Annotated in this window: 25 protein-coding genes; 11 read left to right on the top strand and 14 right to left on the bottom strand. The window is 59.8% G+C overall.

Annotated features, from left to right (window positions below):
• Nucleotides 1-564 precede the first annotated feature (564 nt).
• Nucleotides 565-993, top strand: a complete 429-nt coding sequence (locus tag WEA77_RS07920) for a flagellar hook-length control protein FliK (protein WP_368067324.1) — start codon at nucleotides 565-567, stop codon at nucleotides 991-993.
• An 11-nt stretch (nucleotides 994-1004) separates the two neighbouring features.
• Nucleotides 1005-1580: a flagellar hook assembly protein FlgD gene (locus WEA77_RS07925; protein ID WP_368067326.1), complete on the top strand. Its 576-nt coding sequence runs from the start codon at nucleotides 1005-1007 to the stop codon at nucleotides 1578-1580.
• A 392-nt stretch (nucleotides 1581-1972) separates the two neighbouring features.
• Here WEA77_RS07925 and WEA77_RS07930 read toward each other — a convergent pair whose 3' ends face one another.
• The 9 genes from WEA77_RS07930 to WEA77_RS07970 form a co-directional block, all read right to left on the bottom strand.
• Nucleotides 1973-3175 carry a flagellin gene (locus WEA77_RS07930; RefSeq protein WP_368067327.1) on the bottom strand — a complete coding sequence of 401 codons (1203 nt, stop codon included), beginning with the start codon at nucleotides 3173-3175 and terminating at the stop codon, nucleotides 1973-1975.
• Between the two features lie 924 nt (nucleotides 3176-4099).
• The gene (locus WEA77_RS07935; RefSeq protein WP_368067328.1) at nucleotides 4100-4672 is read right to left on the bottom strand and encodes a hypothetical protein; all 573 of its coding nucleotides are present in this window, start codon (nucleotides 4670-4672) and stop codon (nucleotides 4100-4102) included.
• Between the two features lie 9 nt (nucleotides 4673-4681).
• On the bottom strand, nucleotides 4682-5389 hold the full coding sequence (locus WEA77_RS07940; protein ID WP_368067329.1) for a flagellar basal body L-ring protein FlgH: 708 nt from the start codon (nucleotides 5387-5389) through the stop codon (nucleotides 4682-4684).
• Complete coding sequence (flgA, locus tag WEA77_RS07945; RefSeq protein WP_368067330.1) at nucleotides 5386-5793, bottom strand: flagellar basal body P-ring formation chaperone FlgA; 408 nt, start codon at nucleotides 5791-5793, stop codon at nucleotides 5386-5388. The genes WEA77_RS07940 and flgA overlap by 4 nt, the downstream gene beginning before the upstream one ends.
• Nucleotides 5794-5797: 4 nt before the next feature.
• Nucleotides 5798-6583 (bottom strand): flagellar basal-body rod protein FlgG, encoded by a 786-nt coding sequence (gene flgG / locus WEA77_RS07950; RefSeq protein ID WP_368067331.1) that lies wholly within the window; start codon nucleotides 6581-6583, stop codon nucleotides 5798-5800.
• 26 nt (nucleotides 6584-6609) lie between these two features.
• A complete protein-coding gene (locus WEA77_RS07955; protein ID WP_368067332.1) occupies nucleotides 6610-7323 on the bottom strand; it encodes a flagellar hook-basal body complex protein in 714 nt (237 codons plus the stop codon).
• The gene (locus WEA77_RS07960; protein ID WP_368067333.1) at nucleotides 7323-9074 is read right to left on the bottom strand and encodes a hypothetical protein; all 1752 of its coding nucleotides are present in this window, start codon (nucleotides 9072-9074) and stop codon (nucleotides 7323-7325) included. Before WEA77_RS07960 ends, WEA77_RS07955 begins: the two co-directional genes overlap by 1 nt.
• Nucleotides 9071-9949, bottom strand: a complete 879-nt coding sequence (motA, locus tag WEA77_RS07965) for a flagellar motor stator protein MotA (RefSeq protein ID WP_368067334.1) — start codon at nucleotides 9947-9949, stop codon at nucleotides 9071-9073. The genes WEA77_RS07960 and motA overlap by 4 nt, the downstream gene beginning before the upstream one ends.
• A 42-nt stretch (nucleotides 9950-9991) precedes the next feature.
• The gene (locus tag WEA77_RS07970; RefSeq protein WP_368067335.1) at nucleotides 9992-10897 is read right to left on the bottom strand and encodes a hypothetical protein; all 906 of its coding nucleotides are present in this window, start codon (nucleotides 10895-10897) and stop codon (nucleotides 9992-9994) included.
• A gap of 154 nt (nucleotides 10898-11051) precedes the next feature.
• Between WEA77_RS07970 and WEA77_RS07975 the strand changes: the two genes are divergently transcribed.
• From WEA77_RS07975 to WEA77_RS07995, 5 genes are all read left to right on the top strand, one after another.
• Nucleotides 11052-11912 carry a flagellar motor protein MotB gene (locus WEA77_RS07975; RefSeq protein WP_368067336.1) on the top strand — a complete coding sequence of 287 codons (861 nt, stop codon included), beginning with the start codon at nucleotides 11052-11054 and terminating at the stop codon, nucleotides 11910-11912.
• Nucleotides 11913-12035: 123 nt separating this feature from the next.
• A complete protein-coding gene (locus WEA77_RS07980; RefSeq protein WP_368067337.1) occupies nucleotides 12036-13337 on the top strand; it encodes a flagellar hook protein FlgE in 1302 nt (433 codons plus the stop codon).
• A 29-nt stretch (nucleotides 13338-13366) separates the two neighbouring features.
• Complete coding sequence (flgK, locus tag WEA77_RS07985) at nucleotides 13367-14815, top strand: flagellar hook-associated protein FlgK (protein WP_368067338.1); 1449 nt, start codon at nucleotides 13367-13369, stop codon at nucleotides 14813-14815.
• Nucleotides 14816-14819: 4 nt separating this feature from the next.
• Nucleotides 14820-15800: a flagellin gene (locus WEA77_RS07990; protein WP_368067339.1), complete on the top strand. Its 981-nt coding sequence runs from the start codon at nucleotides 14820-14822 to the stop codon at nucleotides 15798-15800.
• A 4-nt stretch (nucleotides 15801-15804) separates the two neighbouring features.
• Nucleotides 15805-16914, top strand: coding sequence for a flagellar basal body P-ring protein FlgI (locus tag WEA77_RS07995; protein WP_368067340.1), 1110 nt, complete (start codon nucleotides 15805-15807; stop codon nucleotides 16912-16914).
• Nucleotides 16915-16926: 12 nt separating this feature from the next.
• Here the strand turns inward: WEA77_RS07995 and WEA77_RS08000 are convergent, their stop codons facing one another.
• From WEA77_RS08000 to fliF, 5 genes are read right to left on the bottom strand one after another with little or no spacing between them, the layout of a single operon-like run.
• Nucleotides 16927-18030 carry a FliG C-terminal domain-containing protein gene (locus WEA77_RS08000; RefSeq protein ID WP_368067341.1) on the bottom strand — a complete coding sequence of 368 codons (1104 nt, stop codon included), beginning with the start codon at nucleotides 18028-18030 and terminating at the stop codon, nucleotides 16927-16929.
• A complete protein-coding gene (locus tag WEA77_RS08005) occupies nucleotides 18027-18797 on the bottom strand; it encodes a flagellar type III secretion system pore protein FliP (protein ID WP_368067342.1) in 771 nt (256 codons plus the stop codon). The genes WEA77_RS08000 and WEA77_RS08005 overlap by 4 nt, the downstream gene beginning before the upstream one ends.
• A complete protein-coding gene (locus tag WEA77_RS08010) occupies nucleotides 18790-19113 on the bottom strand; it encodes a FliM/FliN family flagellar motor switch protein (RefSeq protein WP_368067343.1) in 324 nt (107 codons plus the stop codon). Before WEA77_RS08010 ends, WEA77_RS08005 begins: the two co-directional genes overlap by 8 nt.
• Nucleotides 19114-19117: 4 nt before the next feature.
• Nucleotides 19118-19711 carry a hypothetical protein gene (locus tag WEA77_RS08015; protein WP_368067344.1) on the bottom strand — a complete coding sequence of 198 codons (594 nt, stop codon included), beginning with the start codon at nucleotides 19709-19711 and terminating at the stop codon, nucleotides 19118-19120.
• The gene (gene fliF / locus WEA77_RS08020) at nucleotides 19704-21236 is read right to left on the bottom strand and encodes a flagellar basal-body MS-ring/collar protein FliF (protein ID WP_368067345.1); all 1533 of its coding nucleotides are present in this window, start codon (nucleotides 21234-21236) and stop codon (nucleotides 19704-19706) included. The genes WEA77_RS08015 and fliF overlap by 8 nt, the downstream gene beginning before the upstream one ends.
• 129 nt (nucleotides 21237-21365) lie before the next feature.
• Here fliF and fliL point away from each other — a divergent pair, with 129 nt between their 5' ends.
• The 4 genes from fliL to WEA77_RS08040 all read left to right on the top strand — a co-directional run.
• Nucleotides 21366-21914 (top strand): flagellar basal body-associated protein FliL, encoded by a 549-nt coding sequence (fliL, locus tag WEA77_RS08025; protein ID WP_368067346.1) that lies wholly within the window; start codon nucleotides 21366-21368, stop codon nucleotides 21912-21914.
• 4 nt (nucleotides 21915-21918) lie between these two features.
• Nucleotides 21919-22398: a hypothetical protein gene (locus tag WEA77_RS08030; RefSeq protein WP_368067347.1), complete on the top strand. Its 480-nt coding sequence runs from the start codon at nucleotides 21919-21921 to the stop codon at nucleotides 22396-22398.
• 141 nt (nucleotides 22399-22539) lie between these two features.
• A complete protein-coding gene (locus WEA77_RS08035) occupies nucleotides 22540-23160 on the top strand; it encodes a MotE family protein (protein ID WP_368067348.1) in 621 nt (206 codons plus the stop codon).
• Between the two features lie 95 nt (nucleotides 23161-23255).
• A partial coding sequence (locus WEA77_RS08040) for an oxygenase MpaB family protein (RefSeq protein WP_368067349.1) occupies nucleotides 23256-23781 on the top strand: 526 nt, incomplete at its 3' end.

Raw genomic sequence — 23781 nt, forward strand, 5'->3', positions numbered from 1 at the left:
GGCAGTGATCCCGCCCAGGCATCCCAGATCGCAGCGCCCGGAGCGCCTCAGACCGCGGCCCCGCCGAACTATGATACCGCAGGCATCCCTGCAGGTACCGGCAGGGCCGGCGCAGCCTCCCCTCTGGCCCCGGACGGCAAGGACAATACAGACCCGCGTGACACAGCCCTGCCCCTCACAGGCAGTGATCCCGCCCAGGCATCCCAGATCGCAGCGCCCGGAGCGCCTCAGACCGACGCCGCCACAGGCTCCAGCGCAATCGCCCCAGACGGCAAGGGCGATACAGGACTGGTCCGAAACGCTGCAAAGCCAGCTTCTGGCGCGGCGCCAATACCAGCAGATAAATCAAGGCTGAGTGATACGCAGAACGCAGACGCCGGCCTGACGTCTGCCGCGGCAGGGCCAGCGCCGCTGAGCGCAGCCGACACGTCTGCATTCAGTGATACATCCGCCCAGACCGGCCAGAGCAGCCCGAGCGTTTCGATGGCGACCTATACAGCGCCATCAGGTCCGGCGACCGCTGCACCAGTGCTGGCCCCGACCGGTCTGACACCGGCCCATGCAATGATCGTGGCAGCGCCTGCGCAGGTCGTCGACATTGTTTCAAGCGCAGCAGACGACGGACAATCCGACAGCATCATCGTGCAACTTGACCCGCCCGAACTCGGACGCGTTTCGATCGATTTCAAGTTTGACGCAAACGGCCTTCAGCATGTGACAATTACCGGAGAATCGCCTGAAGCGATGCGCCAGCTTCGCCTGATGCATTTCGAACTGATCCAGGCGCTCGAACGTCACGGTATCGGCAGCTCGAACATGACATTTCAGCAGCAACAGCAAAACACCCAGCAATCACCTTTGCCTAACCCGTTCGTAGGCGAGCCCGTGAAGGACCGGCCTGGCACCGCAGAGGCGGGCGATCCGATGGTTCCCCCCTATTCCCTTTCGTCTCCGCGTACCCTGCCCGGCGGCCGACTCGACATGAAACTCTAGGAGCCCCCTCTATGACACCAGTTACGAGCGCCACCGCCTCCCCGCAGCCCCCGATCGCGGCCGCTGCCGCTGCCGCAAGCGAGCCGGCCATCGGCAAGGAGTTCAACAGCTTCATCAAGCTCCTGATCGCACAGATGCGCAACCAGGACCCGCTGGCGCCGATCGATTCGACCCAGTTCGTCCAGCAGCTCGCGACCTTCTCGTCCCTCGAGCAGCAGGTGAATTCTAACACCCAGCTTGGCTCGATTGCCTCGATGATGGGCAACCTCACGGGCATCATGGCCGGTCAGGTCCTTGGCCAGACAGTATCCCTTCAGTCGTCCTGGCTGCCTTATTCCGGGCAGCCGGTTCAGTTCAGCGCCGACCTGCCAGAAGGCACAACCCGCAGCGTGCTGTCGATCAGGGACCAGGGCGGCCAGACCGTCTGGACCGAGACCCTGCTGCCTGGCACGCCTGTGCATTCATGGGACGGGCGATCGACGGCCGGCGGTCAGGCGCCGGCAGGCGAGCTCTACGAGTTCAGTATCGATACCTACAGCCTGGACGGCCAGTATACAGGCAGCATCGCGCCGCGCGTCACAGGCTGACAAAGCGGGCACGGCGGACGGCTCTTGCAGCCCTGACAGATATCCTGCGCAGCAAGGCCGGGCGTGAGCCGGTTGCAGCGCCCTGTCCTGCGGCAGAGTTCCGGTTGCCTGAACACCCTGCGGCAGGCCTGCCGCAATGCCTTCACGCACGTCATCGGCTGAAACACGGCCAGGTCATTGCCGGGCGGCATGAGCGTGCGCGCGATCCTGGCGCGGAGATTGAGGCCCCGGACTGCGCAGGGCCTTTGCAGATGATCTGCAGGGTGAATGAGTACGCAAAGGCCTGCGGACAAAAGCCGGGCCGGCAAATCGCCGGGCCCGGCTTTCCCCGCAGGCCTTTTCAGAACACATGGAGTTATCCCGGGGGCTCGGCGCCCCCGGGATCGGTGTCGTTAATTACGAAACAATGTCAGAAGCGTCTGTGCGCTCTGGTTGGCGATCGACAGAGCCTGGATGCCAAGCTGCTGCTGGACCTGCAGGGCCTGGAGCCTTGCCGAAGCCGCCTCCATGTCTGCGTCCGTGATTGTGCCCACACCTGCGGTAATCGAATCGACGAGCGTGGTCATAAATTCACCCTGGTTGTCGATCCGCTTCTGGAATGAACCCAGCGCAGCGGCCGCGTTGATTGAGGTCGTAATGAGGCCATCGATAGCTGTAAGGGCGCTTGCAGCAGACACATCGCTTGTCTCGACATCGATTCCGGCCAAAGCGCCGAGGCCGCCACCCGGCGTACCGCCGGTGAAAGAACTGGCGGCCAGAGATACGGCGCCCGCATTGGCATTGCGGATGGTCAGAACGCTGTTGGTCATGCCCGGATCGGCCACCTGGGTTATGTCGACCGAGATGCCTGTGATGCTTCTGGCATCAATCAGCGACTTCAGGTTACGCACAACATCGTTCATCGTGTCGTTTTCGCGCGAGATGTACTCAATGGTGTCCGTGCCGCCGATGACAACCCGGAAGCTGTTACCCGTTGCGACATTGCCGGCGTTCAGGGTTACGGTCTGGCTACCTGCTGCTGCAATCGAGGCGCCGCTTGCCGTTGCCAGGCCCGCGCCGGCTACGATGGCTACCGTGCCCATCACACCGCCGATCGCCTGAAGGTCGACCCGGTTGATGTTGATCAGTGCGGCAGATACGGACTGGTCGCTGGCGCGGTCGAGAGAAGCGACCACGGAAATCGAGCCGCCGCCCTTGAGAAGGTTCTGACCGTTGAACTGGGCCGCATTGACGATGCCGCTGATCTGCGCGCGCAGTTCGTTGATGTCTGCCTGGATCAGGCTTCGGCCGCTTTCTTCCTGCGCGGCAATGATCAGCGACTTCATATCCTGAAGGAGGCTCGTGACCTGCTCGGCAGCCGAGCGGGCGACGCCGACGGTCGAGGACGCAAGGTCGAGGGAGTTTCTGATCGTCTTGAAGCTCTCGGCATCGGTCGTCATGACAGTCGAGATCGCCCAGATCGCAGAGTTGTCCTTTGCGTTCGAGATTCTTTTGCCGGTTGAGATTTCGGACTGTACCTGGGTGAGGCTGAGGTTGGTTTGACGCAGCGACTGAAGGGCGATCATCGAGCTGTTATTGGTCAGGATACTTGACATGTTAGTCTCTCTTGTTGGTGTCTGCCGTCACATCGGAGCGGCGGGTTGAGCGTTCTTTGTCATCCTGACATTGGGGAACTACCCCGATCCCTTTCCGGATACTGGAGCGCACATTACAACCTGAAACTGAGTTTGACGTTTGCTTGGGTTGTTGAATTCCACCGGGAACGGAAACCAGTTATTAATCACTATCTGATGCCCCTTCCCCCCGTCCGGGCCGGCAAATCGCCGGGCCCGGCTTTCCCCGCAGGCCTTTTTAGAGAACGCCTGGAATTATCCCGGGGGCTGGGCGCCCCCGGGATCGGCCGCGTCAGCTGCGAAACAATGTCAGGAGCGACTGTGCGCTCTGGTTGGCGATGGTCAGGGCCTGGATGCCAAGCTGCTGCTGGACCTGCAGGGCCTGGAGCCTTGCCGAAGACGCCGATGAGTTCCCGGGAACCTGTTCAGCCGCTCCAGGCATGATGCCGCCCTGGGCAGCGCCCGCAGCCCGCGCGGCACGCCGGTCAGGAGACCAGCGCCCGTTGAAGACCCTGCGCCTCCGGCCGCGCCGGGAATGCGCAGGTCAAACAACCGGCGGGCCGTGGGGACCGGGCGGCGGAGATCCAGGGGATCGATCCGCAGGCTGACAGGACGGCCGGCGAGGGCGATGAAGGGACCTGGGTCCCGAATGCAGCCCAGGCGGGCTTACAAGGCGCCCCCGGGAGAAACGCGCGGGCACCTGGCAAAGCCGCCGGGCGTCCGCCTGCAGGCACCGGGCTGACGGCAAACATGGCCGGCCCCGAACTGAACGGGCACAGGGCCGTCCGCGGCGAGCCGCAGACATCGATCAGCGACAATTGAGGGAAAATGTCAGCTCGCCAGCGGCCTGCTCCCAACGCCGGCGCACATGTCGGCAACAGGCAGGAAGGGCGGCGCGCGGACCTGTCAGATGTCCTGCTTGGCAAGGTCGACGATCAGCACATTGGTGATCCCCTCCTTGACGACCGAACCCAGATTCTGGAGCACCATGCTGCGGATCGACTCGTAATTTTTCACACTGGTCATGGATTCAAACGTCGTTCCATCATTGCTCAGGGTTACGAGCGTCGTCATGATGTTGTCGCGAAGCTTGGGTTCCATATCGAAAAGCTCCCGCTCTATCGATGCGTCAGCCTCGAGATTGAGGTTCAGGATCACGAGGCTAGTCACCCGGCCGTCGCGGATAATCGGCACAACGAACTCACGCGTGAATTTGTAGTAGATCACAGCCGGGGCAGCATCGCCGTCTTTCCCGTCTTTCCCGTGTTCCCCGTCTTTCTTGTCGGGCTTCTTGGCGGGCTCGTCCTTCTTCTCGGCGTGGTCGTCTTCGCCTTTCTCTCCCTCAGCCGCGCCGGCCGCATGTCCGGCCTCTGCCTCAGGCTCAGACGAGCCCGATGTCATGGTCCGCAGGAGGTTGCCCCCAAAACCGCCCGCAACAATGCAGACAATGGTAATGATGACAGTGATGATGCTCTTCATGAGATCGACCTAGAAAGGATTGTAGCGGTCAAGAAGCTTCGGAACCGTATTCATTTTTGTATTCGAGGTGGCTTCACCGCTGCTGACATAGGCAAGCTGAGCGTCAGCGATCTTATCATACGAAACCGTATTCGTGCGCGTGACATCCTGCGCCCGGATCACACCCGAGACCTTCAGGTAGCGCACTTCATTGCTGACTTGTGTCTGCTGGTAGCCGCGGATGATCAGGTTCCCGTTCGGTTCGACCCCGATCACGCGTGCGGCCAGCGTGAAGGTGATCTTCTCGGCCCGGTTAACGGCGCCGCTTCCGCTCAGATCAGATGCACGGTTGTAATCATAGGCAGGTGACAGCGAGGCGCCGCCCGGCAGGACGCCGTTAGCCCATTCAGGGAGACCAAAGAAGGAATCCACATTCATGTTCTCATTTGAATCCCGGCTGCGAGAGAGCGAACTTTGCAGGCTCGCCTGGTCGTTCATTTCGACCATGACGGTCAAGAGGTCCCCCACATCCTTGGCACGCCGCATGCTCAACAGGGAATCCGAGGATGTCGACCAGAGCGAGGCATTCTCCGGGACATCCGCGGCGGCGGTCTCAGAGGACCAGGGGCCCTGATAAGTTTCAAACTTCGCGGGCGCCAGTTGTGCACTTTCATGCGGGGCACTGGCGCAGGCCGAGACGGCCAGGACGGCGAAGGATAGTGATGAGAAACATTTCATTGTACGAGAACCCATCCGTCTGTTTTGACAACGCCCTGAACCATCTGACGGGATTGAAGGTTGAGAACACTTACAGTTTCGTTGAGCGCCGCGTCACCCATGGCACGGCCGGACGTCGAGATCACGAGCGGGCCGCTGATGAACTTGATCGTCACGACCTGGTTACGTGTCACCAGGCGGGCGGACCGCGTATTGTCCAGTGTGATGGGCTGGCCCGCATAAACAGTGCGCCGCACTTCCCTGCCCGCATACAGGTCATAGACCTCCGGACCATCGCCGTCGCGCAGTTCGGCATTGGCAACGGTAACCCCGTCGCCAGCGCGAATGACCTCGGCAGCAACCAATGACGATGCGTCTGCAAGGACTGCAACAGCACCTAATCCCAGGGCAACAAGCGCACTCATTCTTCTACCTCATTCTCGTCGTGGCCGACAACATTTCGTCCGAGGCCGTGATGACCTTGGAGTTGAGCTCATAACCTCGCTGGGCCGCAATCAGGTCAGTTATCTCCTTAACCACATCCACGCCGGAATCTTCGATATATCCCTGCCTGATAATGCCAACGCCCTCCGTTCCCGGAACAAGACGGTTCGCCGGCCCCGACGCTTCCGTCTCGCGGAACATGTTGTCGCCCAGAGCTTCGAGACCTTTCTCGTTGACGAAGCGGGCAAGCGAGATCGTTCCGATGGGCTGGCCAGCCGTGTTGTCCGAGAAATAAGCCACGACTTCACCGTCGCGGCTGATCGATATGCGCTGGGCGTCTGCTGGAATCACAATTCCATCCGCAAGCGGATAACCATCCATGGTGACGACCTCACCCGTCGGGCTGCGGTTCAGCTTCCCGTCACGCGTATAAGCCGGCTCTCCCGATGGGAGCGTGACTTCGAGAAATCCAGCCCCATCGATCGCAAGGTCGAGCTCCGACTCTGTCTGGCGCAGCGAGCCTTGCGTTATCTGCATCGAGACTGTCGAAGGGCGCACGCCAGTACCTATCTGGATACCAGCCGGAACGACCGTACCAACCTGCGACGTGATCGTGCCCGGCGTCAGGTATTGCTGGTACATGAGATCCGAAAATTCAGCGACCCGCGGACGATAGGCGGTGGTGCTCATGTTGGCGATATTGTTCGAGATCACGTCAACTCGTGTCTGTTGAGCGGCCATACCCGAAGCGGCAATTTGCAGAGATTTCATGGAGCTTTCCTCAAGTCAGTAGCACGTCAGCGTTCGCGCAGGGATGTGATGAGCTGGCTTATCCGGCCATCTTCGCGCTCCATCATGGCCTGGCCGGCTTCATAGGCACGCTGGACTTCGATCATTCGGGCAACCTCCAGAATGGGAGAAACGTTGGAGCCTTCCAGGGCGCCCTGGACCAAAATTGCTTCTTCGAACGGGGCATATCCTTCAGGGGCAGAAAAGAAGGTGTTCGTATCGCGCAAGAGCTGGCCCTGGGGTGTTACCACACCGACCCGGTCGACCAATTGTCCGTTGGCGGAAATCGACCCATCCGTTCCGATCGCAACCTGCGACGCTTCAGGAGGGATCGTGATCGGATTTCCTCCAGCTCCGAGAACGCTGTTTCCGAAGGCGTCAATCAGCGTACTTTCAGACGATAGCTGAAAATGTCCGGCGCGCGTGAGGCGCGGCCCCTGAGCTGTTTGGAGGACAAAGAACCCCTCGCCCTGCACGGCCAGGTCGAACTGGCCGCCCGTGATCTTCAGCTCGCCTTGAGCCATCCTGAAGGCATGACCGCCGAGACCGCCCATCGAAACCGAGTCCTGTGATTGCCCGGGCGAGACGAGGAACTCTGCAAAGATCGCACGGTCCATCTTGTACCCGGTTGTGTTGGAGTTCGCGATGTTGTTGGAAACAACCTGCATTTCCTGCATGAGGCCCTGCTGGCGGCCGAGCGAGGTGTAAATTGCGTTGGACATCAGGGCGCCTCCGCCGAAAGTAGCGCCAGGGACTCGCGCGAACTGTTGAGTTTTCCCGAAATCGTCGACATCGCCACGCGCGTGCTCGCAACAGGGTCCGCCGGGAGGCGTTTGAGCCGCATCACGCGTTCGACACGCAGCTTATGATCATCGCTGCCGAGTTTCCGGGCGGCCTGGTAGACACGGTCGGACACCAGCCAATGGCTGGTCGTCGCATCCTGTTCAATCAGGGTGAGGATTGTTTCCGGTTCGAGCTTGAGACGGCCCTCAAATGTAGCAATTCCGGTGCGATCCTTCGTATCGATTGCAGCCAGAGCAGCAATCAGGTTGACGCGCTGGCTGGAGGAATGCTGCCGGGCCAGATCGTAGATTTCCTGATAGTTCTTCTGCCGGTAAGCCAGAAGCGCGCGCTGTTCGGCCGCCGCCTCCCCCCCTTTGGCCTTGACCGCCAATGCATCGGCCAGAGAAGCGAAACCGAGCCGGACGGCAACCAGTGTGGCTGACTCAAAAAGCTCAGCCCGTTCAGGCGCCGCGTCGAGGATGCCCTGATCCTTGATCATGGCCTCAACGGCCGCAAGAGTGCGTAGCGAGTTATCACCGTCCAGATCGCCCTGCAGACTGGTCACCAGATGGCGTGTCAACGTGCTGCGCGCTTCGTCTGACTGCATGCTGGGAAGCTCTGCAAGACGCATCATCGGTAGGTAACTGGCAGTCTCGCTAAGCGCACCGAGCACGAAACCCAGTTTGACCCGTATGTCTGCGTCTTTCCGGGCAAGCTCAATCCGGGTTATCATTTCGTCGAGCAGGATCTCGCGAAGGGCCCCATTGACAGACCGCTTGTTGCGAACGAGCGCCATGAGCGCCGCTTCCTGGAAGCGCGACTGGACTAGGTAGCGTGAGATAAGGCGCTCCGCATCCGGATCACCTTCACCGAGCCTGATCAATGCTTCGCTGAACTGAAGCTGTGAAGAACTTGCGATCTCGTCTGAGGTGAAACTGGCGATCAGCAGCTTCGCAGTGGGCCTCTGGTTCATGGCGTCAAGCGCTGGAATAGCGAGCATGGCGGCCCGTTCGCGCAGCAGGGGCGGCAGTTCCCGGAACGCAGCCATGTGCGCCTCGAGCAGGGCCGGGCCTGCCGGATCTTTCTTTGACACCAGCGAAAGGGCGCGCCAGATACCGGCCTGCCGATAGCAGCCTTCCAGTTCTTTGAAATAGTCGGCTGGCGCTGGCCCCCGCCCTTCCAGCAGCATAACGAGGTTCTGGAGCGCAGTAGTTTGCTGGTCGCGGCCGGTCTTGATTGTCATGGCAGCTTCTGCAGCAAGATCGAGCGCGATGTAGGCCTTGGCCAGCCTCGCGCCCGCATGGATCTCCTGAACCTCGCCTTCCGCAACGGTCTCTTCGCGGTAGGCGTATATATCGCTGTAGCGCCGCAGGCTCCGGAACTCGGAAAAATCAAGGGGATAGGGCGCGGCACAATCGGTCAGCCCGGCCGCGACACCCTCAGTGGGCGGATCTTCTACGTCTTTTTCGGCCGCCTCCGGGACAATCGATTTCGGGCCAGCAGACAGTTTTTCAGTGCCGATCGGATCAAGCAACCCCTCATTCATGGCCTGGCGAACGAATGCATCCAGCTCGTTTGAAAACTCGGAGCGGCGCGCGTCAGGCTCCGGGCTCGCCGGAGGCTCCTGGAGCGCCTGACCTGGCTGAGCCAGGAACAGTCCGCAGAGAAGGATCCAGCCAATGCGCTTCATGCCGCCTGCTTCAGGCCCTTCTTGAGTTCCTTAATCGCCTCCTCGATCTCATCAAAGGACGGGCGTACGCGCGAGGGCGCATGCCGGCGAGCCACTTCGACGCTGATATTGACCGGGTTCTTATGAAGGTTCGACACCAGCACCTCGCCGATCATCGAGTAGAAGGTGTGCTCTTCCATTCGGGTATGCTTTACGCGCGCAGCAAAGGGCCCCACGACCCCATACGCAAGGAACACGCCGAGAAACGTGCCCACCAGCGCGCCGCCGATCATCCCGCCCAGCACTTCCGGCGGTTTGTCGATAGAGGCCATCGTCTTGATCACGCCCAGGACGGCCGCCACGATCCCAAGTGCCGGCAGCGCATCTGCCATGCTCTGCAGAGCGTGCGATCCATGCAGCTTGTCTTCGGCGAGACTTTCAAGATGTTTCTCCAGCAGGAGCTCAACCTGATGGACATTGTCAAAGTTCATGATCATCGAACGGATCGTGTCGCAGATCATCTCGATTGCGTCATGATCTTTGAGGATACGCGGGTATTTCGTGAAGATCGCAGATTCCTGCGGCGCCTCGATATGCGCCTCGATATCGACCGGGTTCTGCTTCAGGACGAAGAGCAGCTCATGCATCAGGCAGAGGAGGTCAGCATAGTCCTTCTTCTTCCACTTCGGCCCGGTAAAGGCCGTGGCGAGGTCGCCCATCGTATGCTTGATCGTGCTGAAATCATTGGCCGCCACAAAGGCGCCCGTCGCGGCGCCCCCGATCATCATCATCTCGAACGGCAGAGAGTGCAGGATGATATCCATCTTGCCGCCCGCCAGTATGTAGCCGCCAAAGACCATCACCACTGTGATTGTAAGCCCGATTGCTGCGTTCACTTACCAGCTCCGTCCTGCGGGCCCACTGCCCGAATATCGTCGTTAAAGTTTAGCTAATTCCCGGGTAAAGGGTTCGAGAATCGGTGTTTTAAGTTTCAAGGCGCGCTGGCGTTTCCAGATACCCATTTCGCAGTGACCTACCTCGACCCTGCCGTTTACAGTTTCGGCCTGCAGCGAGACATGTGTCGTGTCGACGTCAGGCAAGGCAATCAGCTGCCCGACTTCGAAGCGCGAACACTCTCCGATCGAGAGCGTAAGGCGCTCCAGCACACCTTCCAGTTCGATCATCGAAGACTTCACGCTTTTACGGAGCGCGTCGCCCCCTTGCCCCTTCCCCGCCGACGCCTGACGTAGACGCGCCCTAGTCTGCTGGAATTCGTCAGCGTTGAGTTGAACATAGTCAAAATGGAAGACGATACATATTTTTGCGACCTGACCATCTTTGGACGCGGCAAACTCAACCACGAGATAGCGCTGCGCTGGCGCAAATCCACCTGCAGCGGCAGAAAAGTCCGTCAACGGAGCTTGCGGTCCGTTTAACCTGTGATCCGCTAATCCAGAGGAAACGAGACTCCAAAGTTCGACGACCGGGGTCTCGAGCAGCAATTTCCTGAAAAGTTCAGATACCCCTTCGAGATTGTCGGAGGGCTGCTGAAGCCGGTGGTGCGCATTCAACGCCACGCCGACCTCGTCGACCCCTATTGCGCAAAGACCAGGCGAAAATCTCGATTTAAAAACAAAATACGAGAGCGTCTCGAGATGACTGCGGGCGATGTTACCCGCGACCAGACGACGCGACTCCGGAATGGCCTTGGTCTCAATTGCATACGTGCCGGAAAACCATGAAGCGACGCTCGCCTGAAGAGGCCCCCAGAAATCGTCAAACTGCAAGATCGCCGGAGGCATGCCCACCCCGGCCTCGATCTTCTTGCGCAGCACAGAGGACATGGTAAACCTTTAACCGACTTATGTTAACCTTCTGCCTTATGAAGATGAATTAGTTGAAGAATGGTTATCGAGCCGTGACCAACCCCAACGGTTTTCTACGCGGTTAAGTCAGCCCCATCTGATATTCGGGAAGCCTGAAGAAGTCAGGTGCACTATGAATTCCCAGCAATCAGTTGCCGAACAGCCGATAATCATCAGACGCAAGAAGGTCTACAAGGCTGAAGCACACCATGGCGGCGCCTGGAAGGTAGCCTACGCGGACTTCGTGACCGCGATGATGGCCTTCTTCCTCCTGATGTGGCTCCTCAACGCAACCACCGAAGAACAGCGCAAGGGTCTCGCCGACTATTTCAACCCGACCATTCCGATGAGCCGGATTTCGGGAGGCGGTTCAGACGCTTTGAACGGCTCGTCGGTGTTCACCGAAGACACACTCGCAAGATCCGGCACCGGTTCATCACATCAGCGTAGCATCGAATCACCCGCGTCGAATGCTTCATTCAAAGAGGCGAATCGGAAAAGCGAAGCTGAAAATACCGCTTCACAGGCTGAAGCGCAGGCGATTGCAGACAGCTTAGGGTCCCTGAAGGAATCGCTTGGCAACGAGAGCCGCCAGCTTTCAGAGCACCTTCTTATCAAGATGTCGCCCGAGGGCATAGTTCTGGAACTGGTCGACACCGAGAGCGAGCCCCTCTTCCCTGTCGGCCGCGCCGTACCCTCAGACCTGCTGATTGAACTCCTGGACCTGGTCTCTAAATCCTTTTCAACTTTTGAGAATGATTTCAAGATTGCAGGCCATACGGACAATCGGGGCTACCGAAACGGCGCGGTCTACGACAACTGGAACCTGTCGGCTGACCGTGCTAACGCGGCGCGCCGCATGCTGCTGCGCACCGGCATCGATCCCAGGCGAATGCGCGAGGTTTCAGGCAAAGCAGATACCGCACCTCTGAACTGGGAGAACCCGGCGGCCGCCCAGAACCGGCGTATCTCGATCACGATCCTGACCGACTGAGGCTTGGCGCCGGGATGATCGGCCAGCTCCCACACACTATACTCAAAGTGTGAACGCGGATTATCGGGTTGTTTACACCTTCGCTCCACACTGCGGCTTAATCTGACGCAGGAGCAACCAGATATGAGCATTTCATCATCCCTGAACGCCGGGGTAATGGGGCTGAGTGTCAATGGCACACGCCTCGCGGCGATTTCCGATAACATCGCTAACGCGGGAACCAACGGCTACAAGCGCAGCCAGGTGGACTTCTCCAGCATGGTCCTGCAGCAGCGCTCTTCATCTTATTCTGCGGGCGGTGTCCGCGTTGAAACGTACAAGGACATAGGCAACTCGGGCGCCCTCATCTCGACCGGAAGTTCGACCGATGTGGCCGTCTCGGGCCGGGGATTGCTGCCCGTAACCGACGCCTCCGGAGTGTCTACACCTGCAGCAGAGCGAAGCCTGAGGCTCACGCCAACCGGCGCATTCTTCCCTGACAAGGATGGCAACCTTCGCACCCAGAGCGGCCTTTTCCTGCTCGGCTGGCCCGCAGATTCTTCAGGCAATATCGGCAACGTCGTCCGAAACAGCGGCGTCGACCTCGAGCCGATCAATCTTGCCTCAGCGCAGTTTTCGGCGACCCCGACATCGAAGATCGGTCTTGGTATCAACCTGCCTGCGGGTGCAACCCGTTCTACAGGTACCGGCGAGCCCTACATGCTGCCGATCGAGTATTACGACAATATCGGCCGCGGCGAAACGCTCACCTTCCAGTTCACGCCCACCGTACCTGGCTCGGGTGCCTCCAACCAGTGGACCGTCGAGATCTTCGACAGCGCCACGGGTGCCGCCTCGATCGGCGAGCTGGACATCACCTTCAGCGATTCGGCTTCGGGAAGCGGCCGCATATTGTCCGCGGCCGCCAGTAACGGGGCAACTTATGACCCTGCCACCGGTATGGTCTCGTTAACCTTGCCGCATGGACCTGTCGAAGTCTTTATCGGACAGCCCGGCGAGAGCACAGGTATTTCACAGTTTGCCGCGCCTTTCGCACCAACGGCCGTCACCAAGGACGGCACGCCGATCGGCTCTGTTCAATCGATTGAAATCGATGATCGGGGCTATCTGCAGGCGCTTTACAATACAGGTTTTCGCCGCACACTTTACCAGATCCCGGTCGCCGATGTTCCAAACATGATTGGTCTCAGGGAGCTCGACGCCCAGTCCTATGGGCTCTCAGGCCAGAGCGGCAACCTCTATCTCTGGGACGCCAATAACGGCCCGGTTGGCGGCGTTGCGGGCTACTCGCTGATGGAGTCGACCACCGATATCGCGGCCGAACTGACCGATCTCATCGAAACCCAGCGGGCCTATTCGTCGAATGCGAAGATCGTCCAGACGGTTGATGACATGCTTCAGGAAACAACGAACCTGAAGCGATAGAGAACCAGAACGGTAAGGCGGACTTCTGAGTGAGCCTCTCCAGCGCCATCTCCGCCGCGAAGTCCGGCCTTCAGGCTAGCAGCCTGAGGGCCGACATCGCCGCGAGCAACGTCGCCAACTCGGCGACGCCCGGCTATGTCCGCCGGTCGGTCACGCTGAGTGAATCGACGCTCGGCGGACAGAGCAACGGGGTGACCGCGAACGGCGTGAGCCGGCCCCAGGACGTCGCCGTCAAGGCTGCGCGCCGCGAGCTGACCAGCGACGTATCGCAGGCCAATGTCCTTGCCTCAACCTGGCAGTCCATCTCCAGCCGCATTGGCGACACAGCGAACGGGAACGGCCTGTTCAAGACTTTCTCTGATTTTGAAACAGCACTCTCGCGCTCGGTTGCCACACCGGAATCCTCCAGCAGCGCCGCTGCACTGTTAACTGCGGCCAGAAACATAACGAGTGAGCTCAAAAGCCTCTCCGGGATTGTTTCAACTCAGCGCGCAGAAGCGGACCGCGAGATCGCTGAGGGCGTCAGCGCGGTAAACTCGGCCTTGAAACAGGTCGAGAGCCTAAACAACCGCCTTGCGGGCGCCAACCGCACCAGCCCTGAAGCCGCCGCCCTGCTGGACGAACGTCAGCGTGTACTCGACGCGATTGCAGAATACATTCCGGTCCAGACGATCGAGCGCGATTACGGCAAGATCGATATCATGACGCCGGAAGGTGTCTTCCTGCTTGCTGGCAACGCCCGGACGATAGAGTTCACGTCCACGCCGACCTTCGGCCTCAATCAGACATTCGCCAATGGCGCCCTTTCCGGCATAAGCGTTGACGGTGTCGAGATCACGCCAGGCGCGTCCTCGTTCGGCGCTGTCTCCAGCGGCATGTTCGGCGCCCTCTTCACGCTGCGTGATCAGGAACTCCCTGCCCTCAGCGATCAGCTTGACACGATTGCCAGCGATCTCATCAGCCGATTGTCTGATGATGCAATCGATCCGACCAAGACACCCGGCGACCCGGGACTGTTCATCGACGCTGACCCAGGCGGCGGATCAGGCCTCGCCGGAAGGATCTCGATCAACGCGGCGCTCGACCCCCAGCAGGGAGGCGCCGTCTGGCGCCTGCGCGACGGCCTCGGCGCCGCCACGCCCGGCGCAGCCGGCAACCAGTCGATCCTGAAGGGCTTGTTTGACGCCTTCACGGCCGTACAGTCGGTCGCCGCGAATGGTTTTCAGGGGGGCTACTCTGCAACCGGCATGGCGGCGCAGATTTCGTCGCTCGCAGGCCAGTCGCGCATCTCTCACGAAGCCGCCCTGTCTTCGTCTCAGGCACAGTATGTCGTACTCCTCGAAGCCGAGCGGTCGGCGACGGGCGTCGATCTCGACAGCCAGTTTCAGGATCTGCTGCTCATAGAACAGGCTTACGCCGCAAATGCGCGCGTCATCGAGGTCGTGGGCAAGATGATCAATACTCTGATGGAACTCTGAGATCATGCGCATTCCCCCCCCAGCCAGCCACGTCATCTCCCCCGCCTTCGGCCAGACTGTCGCCAGCCTGCGCGAGAGCCTGACGCGAACCGCCGAGGAGGCCACGACAGGGCGCTATTCCGATCTCACGGCGCACCTTTCCGGCCGGATTGGCACTGCCATGCTGAGCCAGAAAGCCGTCGAAGACATCGGCTTGCGGCGCGAACAGGTCAGCCTGCGCGAAGGGCGGCTTGAGGTGACGCAGCGCAGCCTGACCCTGATCAACGAGCGCGTCGCCGGTCTCGACACGAGGATGCGTGACGCCGTCATAAGCAAGGATCAAAGGCTCCAGGGCCTGACAGCGCGTGACGCAGAGGCAGCGCTCGGGCAGGTTTTCAATCTGGTGAACGTGCGCTTTGGCGAACGTTTTCTCTTTGCCGGCGATGCAACCGACACCCAGCCCCTCGGAAGCCCTGGCGATCTGCTTGATGTGATTCGCAACCTTGCGGATGTCGCCGCCAGCTCAACAGACTTTGCCGTGGCGCTCGATACCTACTTCAATGCACCGGGTGGCGGCTGGCAGACCTCCGCGCTGCGCAGCGCGATCAACGCTTCGGATCCTGATGCCGTGACCGCAAACGATGCCTCCATCGTCAAGCTGATCTCGGGTCTCGCCGTGATGGCCCTTTCCGATCCCGCCAGCAGCCCTGCCCTGTTCAGGACCAATCCGGACATCTCTCTGGCCGGCGCTGAGCAGGTGAGCGAGGGCCTGTCAGACCTGACCAACCTGCGTGCGGATCGCGGCGTAACGCAATCTCAGATCGAGATGGAAAAGGCTTCCCTCGATATCGAAGAGACCATCTTCACCAAAGAACTGAACAGCCTGTGGGGCCGCGACCAGTACGAAGCGGCCTCGGCGCTCAAGCAACTCGAAACAGCCCTGGAAGCGTCATACATGCTTACCTCACGGCTCTCTTCCCTGTCGCTTCTGAATTTCCTGAGGTAACGCGATGAAATGTTCCATCTTCCTCGTCGCCGCCCTGAGCCTGTCAGCCCTGTTCGGGGCGCCCCAGGCAGATGCCCAGGCGCGCATCCGCGACATTGTGAATGTCGAAGGCGTGCGCCAGAATGACCTTGTCGGCTACGGCATCGTGGTAGGCCTTAACGGCACCGGCGATTCGGTGCGTAATGCACCGTTTACGGAAGATTCTCTCACCCACATGCTCGAGCGCCTTGGCGTCAACGTCCAGGGCGAAGACATAAAGCCCAAGAACGTGGCCGCCGTACTTGTGACAGCGTCCCTGCCGGCTTTCGCACGCAACGGTTCCAGCATCGATGTCTCGGTCTCCTCCATAGGCGATGCCGGCAGCCTCGAAGGTGGGACGCTGATCCTCACGCCGCTCAAGGGGGCGGATAACGAAGTCTACGCAGTCGCTCAAGGTAGCATCATTGTCAGCGGCATCGATGTAAAGGCGCAAGCCGCGCGCACGACCCGCGGCACGCCGACCGGCGGCTCTGTTCCAAACGGCGCGCGCATTGAGCGCGAAGTCAACTTCGATTTCAACCATCGCGAAAGTATTGTCCTTGCCCTGCGCAATCCGGATTTCACGACCGCCGCTCGTATCGAAGACACCATAAACGCGGCGTTCAGGTCTCCAATCGCCTCGATGCTCGATCCGGGCACAGTGCAGCTTGACCTGCGCGGAATTTCAGACAGTCCGTCTCGGCTGATCGCCAGCATCGAAAACATGCCGGTGCTCGTCGCCTCCCCTGCCCGTATTGTCATCGACGAAAAGTCCGGAACCATTGTCCTGGGCGAAGACGTGACCATCTCGACAGTGGCAATCGCGCAAGGCGACATCTCAATAAGCGTGACCGAGTACCCGGTCGCCTCTCAACCCAACCCGTTCTCGGAGGGCGAAACGATTGTCATGCCGCGCTCGGATATAGAGATCACGCAGACCGGCGGCGGCAACATTGCACTGCTCCGGCCGAACGTGACGTTATCGCAGTTGATCAATGGCCTGAACGCCCTCGGCGTGTCGCCCCAGGAAATGGCAGATATCATCCGCGCCATGAAAACAGCAGGTGCAATCCACGCCGATCTGATCATCCGATAGTCTGGAAGCCGGCTAGGCTTCCTGGGGGGGCGGGCGGTTCATCGTAATCAGTCCGCGGCGCTTAAGCCCCATAAGTGAGGTCAGGAATTCGCGCTGAAGCTCGCCTGCTACTTCGCGCTGCATACTTGGCACGTCCTTGATTTCTTCGCGCATGGAATCTGCCAAGCGCGACGATATATTACCCAGAAGGTATTGCGATACCGCCGAATAGTCCTCGCGCAGGCTCGCGAGCAGCTTGATCAGAACAGCCGGTTCGATCTCCTTGAATACGACCGGCACCGAGTTGCGCGCCAGGATGTCCGGCAAGGCTTCGATTGTGAACAGCCCTTTCTGGATGATCTCCAGTTTCGTCTCATGTTCACTGCGAAGAAAGCTCACGAGACTATCGCGTTTGCTGTCAGGTATCAGGCTCAGGACTTCGCCGATCGTTTCAAGGTAGGCGTCTTGCGCGTCTGTGCCTTCTTCCTCTTTATTGTTGAGGAACTCTATCTCGATCATCCGCTCAATGACAGAATCGATACCCGGATCAACCTTAGGGGAATCGACCATCTGGCCGAGCGTGGGGCTGAGTTTTTCGTCCGGAAGAAGGCAGAGAATGCTTGACGCCATACCGGCGTCCAACTTGCGCAGAATCATGGCGATGATATTGGGCGACAGGCGGCCAACGTATTCTGCAATCAGGCGCGGTTCCCGCTTGCAAAGACGCGCCCAGACGTCGCCGGTTTCCTCAGCGCCCGAGTTCGAGGCCTCGTTAGCGTTTCCGTAAAGAAGGCTGAGCCGGTTTGCGTCCACGATACCGGACAAGACTTCGCGGGCCTTTGCGGCGCCGCCGCGCATAGCTCCGGAATTCTGACGAAGCTGGCCGATGAAATCGATCACAATCTCGGCAAGTTCTTCCCGGGAAAGCATCGAGATGGTTTCAAGAGCCGTGATGACCTTTGCGAGTGCAACATCATCAAGTTTCTCGACAATTGGCTTGGCCGCAGCTTCTCCGAGCAGAGAGATGATCACGGCAGCGCGCTGTGACGCCGTGATTGCGCCCGGGCGGGCCCCTATACCAGCTGCATTACCCGGTCTTACCATTTCAGGCCGGTTGCGCGTCACGGGGGTATTCATAACGTATAACCTCTGAGTACCGCTTCAGTGATCTTCAGCCAACCGTCCGCAAGCACGAAGAATCCGAGCTTGAACGGCAATGACACAACCGTCGGCGGCACCATCATCATGCCGACAGCCATCAGCACGGATGCGATCACCAGGTCGATCACCATAAACGGCAAAAAGATTACGAAACCGATCTGAAAAGCATGTTTGATTTCACTTAACATGAAAGAAGTTGAAAGCAGGGAGAATGACGGCGCTTCGCCCTCAACCAGGGGCCTGTTGACCGCGTCTGCCAGCGTCATCAGGGCTTCAGGATCGGTGCGCTTCATCATGAATTCGCGGAACGGCTCAGTCGTCAGCGTCCAGGCCTGCTCTTCGCTGAGCGCGCCGTTCATGTAGGGCTCGATCCCCGTCTCCCAGGCCGACATAAATACCGGTTCCATGACGAAGAATGTCAGGAACATCGCCAGCGCCATGATCATCATGTTGGGCGGGGCCTGCTGAACGCCAATGGCCTGGCGCATGAACGAGAAGACAATGACCATGAAGGGCAGGCATGTCACCATCATGGCGATGCCAGGCACAAGGCTCAATACTGACACAAGCAGTAGCAGCTGAATGACCGAGCTGCTGAGCTGGCCGTCTCCGCCAGGATTGATCAAGCCCTCAAGTGCCGGAATTTGTCCGGGCACAGCTTGTTGCGCCTGCGCAGCGCCGGCCACGCATGCCGCCACTGCAATCAGGAGCAGAAGTCTCAGAATTCTGCCGCTGTCAGGCATTCTCGTCCGGCATGTGTTCAATGATCTCGATAATCTTCACGGCAATCTGGCCATCACCGGTTTCAACGAGCTCGCCGCGGGCAATCAGACGGTTCTCGATCGTCAGATCGACCGGGTCATCGATACGCGACGATAGCGGAATAATTGATTCCGGCTGCAGCGCGAGTATCTCAGACACACTGAGGCGTTTCTGCCCAATCGAAACGGTCACGGTCACCGGCACACTATAGATGGAGCGCCGGAGCGCGTTCCGGCCGGTTGCATCCCTGCGATCGTCAGCGGCTGTCTCGGCGGATGCTTTGTCGGGAAGAGCCATTCCTCTACTCCTTGATCATGGTTTGGGTTGCTTTCAGATGTGAAAGGCAGGCTTGCAGCAGGCCTTCGAAATCAAAGGACAGCCCACCCGTCTGCCAGGAAACATCGACACGGCCCTGCCCTGCGCCGGACAAGACTGTGCAGCGATTGGCGAGCGCTGAATTTCGCTCAAGCATCGCCTGCAGGTCATCTGTCAACGAAACATCCGCGCGGATCTCAACTGCCGCCGCTAGCGGCGGAACGAGTTGCGGCAAATGACGTCCGATCTCTTCCGCGAGGAAAGCTTTTGACAGCAGCGGAAACAACCTGGCGGCAATGGACTGCACAGCTTCGAGGGTCTGCGCGTGGGCGTCACGCTCGATCTTATCCAGCCTTGCGTTCAGCACTGTCAGCGATGCTTCCAGTTTACGAAGGTCGAGCTGTGCCGGAGTGGCCTGGACGACCGGCGTCTCAGCCCGCGCCGGCTCGCCATAGGCCCGGTCAGCGGGAGCCTCGCGGCAGCTGGCCGCGTCATCGAACGGACGCAGCCAATCTGTGGGTGGCAACAAGCCTCCATTGGCGTCAAACCGGGGCAGGTTCAGGAACACGGTTTTACTCATTAACGGCAACCTTCTGGTCCTCATTCAGCCATTGCTGAAGCAAAGCGGCCGTCTCGTCCTCGCGCTCCTTGGCATAATCCTTAAGGTAGTTGAACGGATCGGGGCCCCCTCCAACTGTCGTCGCTGAGCCCGCACCAGTCCCTTTATCTGATCTGCCATCGAGCGCGGCGCCCGCGTTCTTCGGTGACAGCATGGGGCGCACCACGCCGAAGGCCAGCGCAATCACCACGACGCCGAGCAGCAGGGCCTGCAATCCGGACCAGAGATATCGCTCGACCATCTGCTGTATCATGCCCGGCGCGGGCACCAGATCGGCCGGCGTCGCCTCCTGGAAAGGCATCAGCTCGACAGAGATCGAGTCGCCGCGCTCAACATTCAAGCCTGCGCCCGATGTAATCAGCGCCTGCAGGTCGGAGATCATTTTCTGGCGGACTGTTGCGGCGTCGGCCGCCGCCGGGTCGATACCCAGGGACTGTTCATTCAGCAGAACCGCAATCGAGATGCGCTCGATCTGGCCGGGCAGCTTTTCGACCTCGGTACGGGTCTCGTTAATCTCATAGGCAATGTTCTCCGACGAGTTCTTCGAGGTATTACTGCTTGCGCCGCTGGCGGCAGCGCCCTCTTCCTGGGGGAGATTACTTGCAACGGTCATCGCGCCCCCGCCGCCGCTGCCGGATTCCGCAGCGTCGCTTGTCGTCCGGCTCCGGACGACCTTTGATTGGGGATCGAATGCAACCGTCGAAACCAGCTGGCGTTCGCGGCTGACATCCAGTGATACTGAAACGCGTGCATTGCCAATGCCAACACGCGCTTCCAGCAGGCTCGTTATCTTCTGTTCCAGCGCGCTCGCCTGGTCGGCCGCCGCAATCGCCGGCTCCGCGGTCTTGTCAGTTTTCGGTCCGGCTATAATGCCCTTGGACGGGTCGATTACGGCGACGTCTTTCGGATTCAACCCCGACACGGCCAGGGCGACGAGGTATTGAATGGCTTCGGCCTGATCCTGCGACAGCGCGTAAGCGGTCGCGATGGTAACCGATGCGGTCTGCGCAGGCTGCGAACGCGAGAACCCCGAACGCAGGCTGGCACCAATGTGAACACGCGCCGAGGTGATCCCGGGAATCGCGAGGATGGTACGGGTCAGCTCGCCTTCCTTCGCCCGCCAGTAGGAGGCGTTATACATTTCGGAGGTGACCGAGAAACCATTGACGTCGTCCAGCAGTTCATAGCCTTGCACCGACTGTCTTGGCAGACCTTCCCTGGCAAGGGCAAAACGGACCTCGTCGCGCTTGCTCTGCGGAATGAAGATCGCGCCGCCCTGGATCTCGTAAGGTGTATTACTGGTCTCAAGTTCGTCTATGATTTCGCCAGCATACTGCGGCTCGAGCCCGGAATAAAGAAGCGCCATAGGCTCCTTGGTCGCACCCTGCACCATGAAGCTCATAGCTAACATGATGCCCAGCACAGCACCCGCCAGCATGAGCTGGCGAGACAGCGGCAGAGCTTTGAGCGTATCAAGGAATTTCATCAACAAATTACCCCGGTCGGGTCCGAATCGAGCCTAATGATTAAAATTAGCCCTCAATTCGTTAAGGTTTTCTTTACTCAGGATCGTTCTAGTCAGCTCAGCGCTGCGTGATAGAATTCAGGGTCCCAAATGGCTAAAAAGCCGGAGAAAAAACCTAAGGCGGCCGATCCCGCAACAGAGGCAAACCCGGAAGCGGCTGATTCCGCGACAGAGGCAAAACCAGCCAGCGGGCTGATAGGCCTGCTGATGCTTGGCGCGGCCTCGCTCGTGAGCTCATTCGGTTTGGTGTACCTGCTCACGCCGGCCCCTGCGGCCGAGCCCGCTCCCTGCCCGGCTGGGCCGACGGGCCCTGCGGTGATTGAAGCAGCCGCCAAGCCCGGCCAGACCTATGTCGAGCTACCCGAAGTGCTCATCACGGTCGGCAGCGCCCCTGCGACACGCTTTCTCAAGATGAACATCTCGATCATCACGGATGCCAGCGGCGCCAAAGCAGTTGCAGAAGCCGAACCGATGCTGGCTGACGCGTTTAACACCTATCTGCGCTCGATCGAAATGACCGACCTGGAGGATCCCGGCTTCTACCCCAGGATGCGGGAACAGTTGACCCGCCGAGCGGAACTCGTCCTCGGAGCCGGAGTAACGGACGGCGTCCTCATCACACAATTCCTCCTTAGGTAGAGACATGATTGTTCAGCCGACCGATATCGCGATCTTCCTGGTGTCCTTTGCCGCCTGTATTTACTGCTTTGTTCTCAGCAAACGGCTGAAAGCCCTGCAGGACACTAAGGACGGCCTTGGCGCAACAATCACGGCCCTGTCGACCTCGATCGCTAAGATGTCCGCGACGACCCAGGACACGCGCGTGCGCGTTGAATCGATGGCGACCCGCCTCGCCCACCTGATCTCAGAGGCCGACAAGACCTGCCAGAAGCTCGAATCGACGATCGCTTCGGTTGACAAGGCCAGGGCGAATGCGACCGATGAGGTCCAGACCGCCCAAATGGATCTTTACATGATGATGCGCACGGCGCTCGACCAGTCGAAAGAGCGAATCAACGAAATGACCGGGATGATGCGTCAGATGCGGGTAATGTCGGACGAAGTTTCACGCAACCTGGAGCCGGCCGAGATGGTCGGCCCTTCCCGCTCGCGGACGGCTTGATCCAACACGAACGCAGCGCCCTTTTCATTTCCACCGCAGATCTTTACCAAATGTTAGCCGTATCGATAAAAAGCTTTTGAAAGGGTACGTTAAGGTTTCGGGGTTGCCTCCGGGGCCAGTTCAAAGGCCGCGAAGAAGACCATGTCTTTCGTCAAGAAAAACACCTCGCACGTGCTGCTGACGCTGGGCGTTCTGTTTACGGTCGGCGGCGCCACACGCTTCCTCCCGAACGGTCTCGCTTTTGCTGAAGATGTTGCCCTTGCGTCTTCAGCCTCCGGCCCGCAGGCAGACGCGAAGCCGGTAACAGATGCTCAGGGCGCAGCTGGCCCCAGCGAAGTCTGCTTCACCACTGAGTCAGCGGCCATGTTGGCAGAAGACCAGTGGCTGTTTGAATCGCAGAAGGAAGAGCTGAAGAATGAAAAGCTCGCGCTCCAGACCTGGGAAAAGGAACTCCAGACCCAGACAGGAGAATTGCAAGCTCTTCAGACAACCCTGGAAACGCGCTGGCAGCAGATCCAGGGCGCCTCGGATCAGGACATCAAGCACCTCGCCGGCATGTACAGTGCGATGAAACCGGATTCTGCCGCGTCCATTTTCAACCAGATGGACCCCGCCTTCGCAGCCGGTTTCCTGCGCCTGATGCCCAGCGAACAGGCCGGCCTTATCCTCGCCAGCATGGATTCAAAGAAGGCCTATGTTATCAGCGTGAAGGTGGCGAGCATGAACGCCGATGTCCGCAACGCGCCGGCCGGCCTCAACTGATACCTGGTCTGCCCGGGCGGTATCTGACGCAACGTCCCGGCTTGGTCGCCCCTCCTTTCCGGAGTACTTTTTGCTCACGGACGAGGGAGACGCAGATGGATACGCCCAAGACCTATCTCGGCTGGAAGGTCGACTACACCACGCCGCCAGGCGAGCCCGCCTTTACTGGCCCCGCATCGGTGTCCTGGCAGGTGTTCAAGAACCCGGTCGCGCTGGCCGTCGGCGGCATCTGCGCCGTTCTCCTGGAATTTGCCGATGCCCGCATCAGGTCCGGCGTCTGGGATCATTCCGTCTTCAAAACCGACCCTATAGGCCGATCGAAACGCACCGGCATTGCCGCCATGGTTGGCATCTATGGCCCGCAGGCCGCCGCGCGCAGGGTAATTCAGGGCGTGACTAACATGCACGTGCGCGTCAGCGGCAAGACGCCGGCCGGCGAGACCTATACGGCGCTCGAGCCTGAACTGCTCGACTGGGTAAGCGCCACGGCCAGCTATGGCTTTCTCTTTGCCTATGACCGGTTCGTCAGCCCCCTGAGCGATGCAGAAAAGGCACGCTTCTTTGCCGAAGGTGAGGTCGTCGCTGGTCTCTATGGGGTTCAGCAGAAGATCCACTCGGCCG

It is taken from the genome of Hyphomonas sp., assembly GCF_040882205.1.
Taxonomy (GTDB): domain Bacteria; phylum Pseudomonadota; class Alphaproteobacteria; order Caulobacterales; family Hyphomonadaceae; genus Hyphomonas.